This window comes from Aeromonas sp. ZOR0002 (genome assembly GCF_963866995.1).
GTDB lineage: Bacteria > Pseudomonadota > Gammaproteobacteria > Enterobacterales > Aeromonadaceae > Aeromonas > Aeromonas caviae.
The window spans coordinates 1-6547 of the sequence record NZ_CAWMFQ010000182.1 but is presented as its reverse complement, the minus strand read 5'-3'; the positions used below and the strand labels follow the sequence as shown (position 1 = coordinate 6547).

5 protein-coding genes are annotated in these 6547 nt (G+C 62.1%); 1 reads left to right on the top strand and 4 read right to left on the bottom strand.

Features of this window, described 5'->3' with window-relative positions:
- From nrfD to nrfA, 4 genes are all read right to left on the bottom strand, one after another.
- On the bottom strand, window positions 1–686 hold a 686-nt coding region (gene nrfD, locus AACR77_RS11085), incomplete at its 3' end, for an NrfD/PsrC family molybdoenzyme membrane anchor subunit (protein WP_042881460.1).
- An 87-nt stretch (window positions 687–773) separates the two neighbouring features.
- Window positions 774–1466 (bottom strand): 4Fe-4S dicluster domain-containing protein, encoded by a 693-nt coding sequence (locus AACR77_RS11080; RefSeq protein WP_010674932.1) that lies wholly within the window; start codon window positions 1464–1466, stop codon window positions 774–776.
- The gene (nrfB, locus tag AACR77_RS11075) at window positions 1463–2056 is read right to left on the bottom strand and encodes a cytochrome c nitrite reductase pentaheme subunit (RefSeq protein ID WP_042881458.1); all 594 of its coding nucleotides are present in this window, start codon (window positions 2054–2056) and stop codon (window positions 1463–1465) included. The genes AACR77_RS11080 and nrfB overlap by 4 nt, the downstream gene beginning before the upstream one ends.
- 51 nt (window positions 2057–2107) lie before the next feature.
- Window positions 2108–3550, bottom strand: coding sequence for an ammonia-forming nitrite reductase cytochrome c552 subunit (gene nrfA, locus AACR77_RS11070; RefSeq protein ID WP_042881469.1), 1443 nt, complete (start codon window positions 3548–3550; stop codon window positions 2108–2110).
- 739 nt (window positions 3551–4289) lie between these two features.
- Between nrfA and AACR77_RS11065 the strand changes: the two genes are divergently transcribed.
- On the top strand, window positions 4290–6547 hold a 2258-nt coding region (locus AACR77_RS11065; protein WP_042881457.1), incomplete at its 3' end, for a retention module-containing protein.

The following is a 6547-nucleotide window of genomic DNA, read 5'->3' as shown; positions in this document are numbered from 1 at the left end:
AGCAGCAACACCTCCACCGCCAGCACTGGCCGCTCGAAGCGGTGCACAAAGCTCACCCCCTGGCTGTGATGGTTCTCCTTGAACAGGGTAACCGCCAGCAAGATGGTGGAAGCGATGCCAGAGCTGACGCCGGAGATGAGGAACAGCACCGGCAGCACCGGGTTGTTCAACAGCGGATAGGTCTTGAGCGCCGACAGCAGAAAGCCGGTGTAGGCCCCCAACAGCACGGCAAGCAGCAGCAAGAGCGGCGCCAGCAGCCGCTCGATGCGGGCAAGCCAAGCGATGAGATCATCCACAAAGGCGAACTTCTCTTGCAGCAGGTGACGGCGCAAGGTCTCGATCTCGGAGCGAAACACCACCGCCAGCCAGGCGAACAGCACCGCCATATAGACCTGAAACAGCATGACCCCCATCGACATCACGGAGTCGAACTGGTAGTGGAACATCAGCTTCCAGAAGGTCCAGGGGCGGGCCAGGTGGAAGATGAGGATCAGTAACCCCAGCACCACGCTCACCGGCGCCAGAATGGCAGTCGCCTTGATGATGCCGCTCTCGCTGCCGGCCCCCTTGCGGCGCAGCAGCACCGAGAGGGTGGTGGCCCCGGCGGAGATGCCGAGCAGAAAGAGATAGATGGCGATGGGCCAGTCCCAGACCAGTGCAGGGAAGTGAAATGCGTCATGCAACATGATCCATTCCTCCTGCTGTTACTGCGGTAGATGGCGATCGGACAAATCCCCATACGAGGGAAGGGAAGTGAAACGCCTCTTGCATGGTCATGACTTTATCTCCCCTTTGGGCACGCGGTACATCTTGGGCGAGGTGCCGAGTGCCTGCTTGTAGCGATAGGTGGTCTCCTTCACCAGCCGTTTGGCGATGGGGCTGTCCGGGTCATCCAGATTGCCGAACACCAGCGCCTTGGTGGGGCAGGATTCCACGCAGGCCGGCTCCTTGCCCGCCGCCAGGTTGGTCTTGCGGCAAAAGTCGCACTTGTCGGCAACCTTGGTCACAGGGTTGATAAAGCGCACCTGATAGGGGCAGGCGGCCAGACAGTACATGCAGCCGACGCAGAGATCCGGGTTGACGTCGACGATGCCATCCTCCTTGCGGATATGGGAGGCACCGGTCGGGCAGACGTGTACGCAGGGGGCGTTGTCGCAGTGCTGGCAGGACTTGCGAAAGAAGTGGTACTCGGCATCGGGGAAGGTGCCGATGGGGCCGGAGCGGATGATCTCGAGGCGCGAGACCCCCTCTGGCACCTGGTTCACCTCCCGGCAGGCATCCATGCAGGCGGTACAGCCGATGCAGGCCGTCTCGTCGTGGATCATGCCAAAGCGTACCCCGTCGATGGTCTGGCTGTGGGCGAGGGGGGTGGCAAGGGAGCGGGTGTTGGCACGAGCAGCCCCCGTCATCATGATGAGGGCCCCCGCGCTCATCCCCGCCATGAAGTGACGGCGAGAGCAGCTCATTGTGCCTCCTTGCCCGAGGTGGTGTTCGCCTTGGCCGCCTTGACGGCCTCATGCTGCTTGCTGTGGCAGTCGACGCAGAGCTTGATGCGGGACTTCTCTGGAATCGCCACCATGGGCTCCTTGGCCGGGTGCAGCTGGTGGCAGCTGGTGCAGGTGAGCTTGGTGGCGTGCACGTCGTGGGCCCAGAGCGCCTCGCGCAGCACTTTGGGCTCGTGACAGCTCATGCAGACCCCGTTCTGCTCGGCGATGGGGTAGCGCTCGGTACTCTGTTTGTCCTTGAAGCTGTCGCTAAAGCGCATCACGTCCTTGACCCCTTCCCTGTGTTGGGGGGAGGGCTGACCGTGGCAGTTGGTGCAGGTGACCGGCGCCAGGTTGTTGGGGTTGGTCGCCTGGCCGTGCTTGCCGTGCATGCCTTCGACCTGCTCCTTGTGGCAGTCGGTGCAGGCCTTGTCGGCACTGCGCAGAAATTCCACTTCATGTGTAGTCGGTGCCGGGGCGGTTGCCGCATCGGCCGCCTGGCCCTGCAGGCTGGTGAGCAGCATGGCTGCCATCAGCATCAGTCGTAAGAAATCCATTGTTAAATCACCCATAGGAAGCCTCCATCCGGCTGCGGGCCCGACACTGCGGGCCCGCATGCCTCTTCATTGTGCGAGCCGTCCGGCCGCTTTGGCCTCGGCATCCCAGGCGGGGACAGTGGTCTTGAGGAACTGGGCCTTGTCGCTGTTCATCTGCTTCATGTCCATGCCAAGAGCGGCCTGGGCCTTCTCCTTGCTGGAGATGTCAGGAATGGCGATCTCGTGGCTGATCCCCTTGGCGGCCAGCAGGCGTGCCAGCTTGGTGCGGGCGTCGGCGGCCTTGTCCAGGGCGGTTCCCAGCATGCGCAGCGCCACTTCCGGGGCGTGCATCTGCACCCCGTGGGAGGCGATGGAGAAGTCCCAGCGCCATTGGGCGTGACGGATGTCTTGCAGAATGTCCTTCATCTCGGCCTCGGTGGCGCCGGCATCCCAGGCGGCCTTGGCTTCAAAGTGGGCGTGCACCAGCTGCTTCTCGACTTTGAGTTTGATCTCGGTGACGGCATCCTTGCGCTGCTTGACCACCCCTTGCAGCATCTCCTTGCTCTGGGTGTGGCAGTTGCGGCAGGTCTGGTCGAAGCGATCGAAGGGGTTGCCTACCTTGTGGTCGGTGTAGACCTTGCCCTGTTCGTTCTGCACCTTGGGCATGTGGCAGTCGACGCAGGCGACGTTGTTCTGGCCGTGAATGCCGGCGCGCCAGGTCTCGTACTCGGGGTGCTGGGCTTTGAGCATGGGGGTCTTGGAGAGGGCATGGGTCCAGTCGGCAAAGCCGACTTCATCGTAATACTGCTCCATCTGCTCAACAGTCGTACCCTTGTCCCAGGGGAATTTCACCGCCTTGGTGGGGCCGCTGAAGTAGTACTCCACGTGGCACTGGCCGCACACCTGGGACTGCTGATCGAAGCGCCCCTGCTCCTTGAACGGCTTGCCGATGGCGGTCATGGCCCGGTCGGCATAGGGACGGGAGAGGTGCAGGGCAGGTTTGCCCTCCTTGAACTCTTTCGAGGCGGTGTCGTGGCAGTCGGCGCAGCCTATGGTGTTGACGATTTCCGGTCCGCCCTTTGCCCACATCCCCTTGAAGTAGCCATCCTCACCCTTCTCGTCGATGACGCGGGCCACGTCCGGGCCTTTGCAGCTCCAGCAGGCCATGGGCAGCGGACCGTCTTCGGCAGTTTTTGGGGCGCCGGTGCGCAGGGTTTCCCGCACGTCGGTCAGGGCATAGAAGTGGCCGCGCGGCTTGTTGTAATCCTTGGAGAAGGGGTAGCCGGCCCAGAGCACCACCATCTGCGGATCTTCCGCCAGGGCGTCGGTGCGCTCGCGGCTCTCGCTGGTGCCTTTCCAGCTGCTGAACTGGTCGGCGTGATCCTTGGCGAACAGCTCGCTGCGCGCCTCTATCTTGCCCTTGGGGGCGGCCTCCTCTGCCTGCACCAGACTGCCTGCGCCGAGCAGGGCGGTCAGCAGCAGGGCGGCGAGGCCTGGCCGGAATAACTTGTCATATGAACCCACGGTCATCACTCCCAGATAAAAAGTCCATGTCGGGCCTGACCGTTCCATCTAGGTGTGGACATCTGCGCTCATCATCGACGGGCATGGCAGGCCGATTAATTGTTATGGCTGCATATAAATCGGTATTTATGCAATTGCTCTAGGGGATAATACCAAATAGGTAAAATGGATAATTATTTATCCCGACGGGAATTGCGCTAGATCAATTGCCATGGAGGGCGGATCCAAAAAGTGCGATCCAGGTTGAATTATTGAGCGTCATCGCGGGGTTACAGCCTCTCTTTTTCCACTGACGGGGGACGAAAGCGCGTCGTCACAGGATGCGTAGCAAGGCACAGGGGGCGCGCGAGGAGGGCTTTCTGCCCGCCCGGTCTGGACGGTGAGAGTAGATACCTGAATGCACATGCACTTTTTTGCCTGCGCCGGTCAGGGAGATCCCGCCTGCTGAAATAGTGCGGCGGGTCGGGAGAATCAGGGGTTGCCAGAAACTGTCGCGCTATTGGGAGCCAGAAGAGCCAGTTTTTTGCCCGGAATGGGCAGGAAAAGGTTTTTCTGTCTACCTGCAATCAAATTCTCAGTGTTTAAGTGAATTTAATAGGAAGTTTAACAGAGTTTACTTTCGATATTATCGAAAATGGAGAAGTGTTGTGCTGGGTTGCTGGCGGTAAAATAGCCATCTGTCACGGCGACTTTCCTTATTAAGCTTCATGTGCTGGGAAGTCAGTGTTTACCCGTTGGAGGATGTATGACCGAGCTGCGAATCGAGAAACCGACTCTTATTGCCAAAGTGGAAGGCACCGTTTTTGTAATGGATGCTGACGGCGCCCAGCGCCCTGCCACCCCTGGCATGCAACTGGAGCCGGGAACGCGCCTGGTCAGCGGATCCAACGGGCATGTCGAGCTGGTCGAGGCTGGCGGCGAGCGCCCCGAGCCCGCCCAGCAGGAGGCGCCGCCCGAGCCCATGACGGCGGATCCCGAGCTTGCCAGCTTGCAGGAGGCGATCCGCCAGGGGGTCGACCCGACCGCCCAGTTTGAAGAGACGGCGGCGGGCAATGCCGCCACCGGCAACGTTGGCGGCGTGGCCGGCTCCAGCGCCGGTGGCTTTGTGGTGGTGGATCGCACCAATGATGCGACCTTGGCCGAGGCGGGCTTTGACACCGATCACCAGGGAATCATCCAGGGCAGTGAAACTCCCTCTGTGGAAGATCAGGATCAGCAGGCCCATATCACCATCACCGAGCCCCAGACCGACGACAACATCATCAATGCCGACGAGGCGACCGGCGTCATCATCCGCGGCTTTGTCGAGGATGTGGAAGTCGGCCAGACCGTCACCGTCACCCTGATAGATCAGGATGGCAACCGCCTGACCACCACCACAGTGGTGCTGCCCGGCCTCGTCTGGGAGGCAAACTTCGGCGACGTCACCGGCAAGCTGGTGGACGGCCCCCTGACCATCCAGGCCGATACCCAGGACGCGGCTGGCAACCGGGCCAGCGACACCGGTCAGACCCTGCTCGACACCATCACCACCATTACCCTGGATTTGGCGGACGAGAGCGACACCGGCACCAGCCAGACCGATGATCTGACCCGCGACACCACACCGCTACTGCAAGGGAAGGGGGAGCCTGGCGCTACCGTTACCCTGACCCTGGAAGGCAAGGTGATGGCCGTGCTCACCGTGGATGGCAACGGCAACTGGCAATATCAGATCCCCGATACCCTGGCCGATGGCGCCCATGATTTTCGCGTCGATGCGGTGGACATCGCGGGCAACCGGGCCAGCGACACCCTGACGGTGACGGTGGATACCCGTGCCGCCATCGACATCGACGATCTCGATACCGACAGCATTCTCGGCCATGACAAGGTCACCCTGAGCGGCAGTACCACGGACGTGGAAGCGGGGCAGCGGGTGACCATCACCCTGATTGGCCAGAATGGCCAGACCCTCTTCAACGGCAGTGCCCTGGTGGGCAGTGACGGCCGCTGGCAACTGGGAGGCCTGGATCTCTCCAGCATCCAGGGCCCCTACGAGGTTCGCGCCGAGGTGACGGATCTGGCGGGCAACCGGGTGATCGACGGGGCTCCCCTCATCGGTCAGAGCGATACCCTGACCCTCTCCGAGGCGGATCTCGCCAAGGGGCCGGTGAGCGCCACCGGATCCCTGCACACTGGAGCCGGGCTTGATGGCAACCTGCAGGTGAGTTTTGCCGCCGATCAAGGTGCCCTCAATCAGCTTGGCCTGACCAGCCACGGGACGGCGCTCGCCTACCAGGTCAGCTGCCAGACCCTCACCGCCAGCGCGGGGGGCGCGACCGTCTTCACCCTGACCCTGGCCAACGACGGCAGCTATCGCATCGTCTGGAACCAGAGCCTGGATCACGGCCAGGATAGCCTGAGCCTGCCCTTTGCCCTGGAGTACCGCGACAGCGACGGGGATCGGGTGAGCGCCAATCTCATCGTCAACCTGGTTGACAGCACACCGCCGGACTTCACCATCGCCCCCATCAGCCTCACGGAGGATGATTTCACCAATCCGGCGGCGGTGGTGGGACAGAGCCAGTTCGTGGTGGGCCATCAGTCCGATCCCTTGGTGGCAACAAGTGCCGTCTTCGCGGATCAGAGTGCAACCCTGGCCCGTCTCAACGGCAGCAGCATCAGCAGCGACGGCCACGCCTTGACCTTCGAATTCACCGGCGATCGCCTGCTGACGGGGTATTACCTGGATGGCAATGGCAAGCGGGTCGAGGTGCTGAAGGCCGAGCTGACCGCCAGCCAACAGGGCAGTGATATCGACGGCAATGTCACCGTCTCCCTCAATGGGCCTCTGGATCATCAGGGCAGCGACCAGCTCTCCCTCGGGCTCACCGTTTCCGCCAAGGAGATAGACGGCGACGAGACCCGCGCCGACCTGGTTGTCTCCATCAGCGACGGTGTGGATCCCCGCCTTGGCATCGACAGCGGGGTCACCTTGCAGGAAGGGGCCTCTGGCCAGAC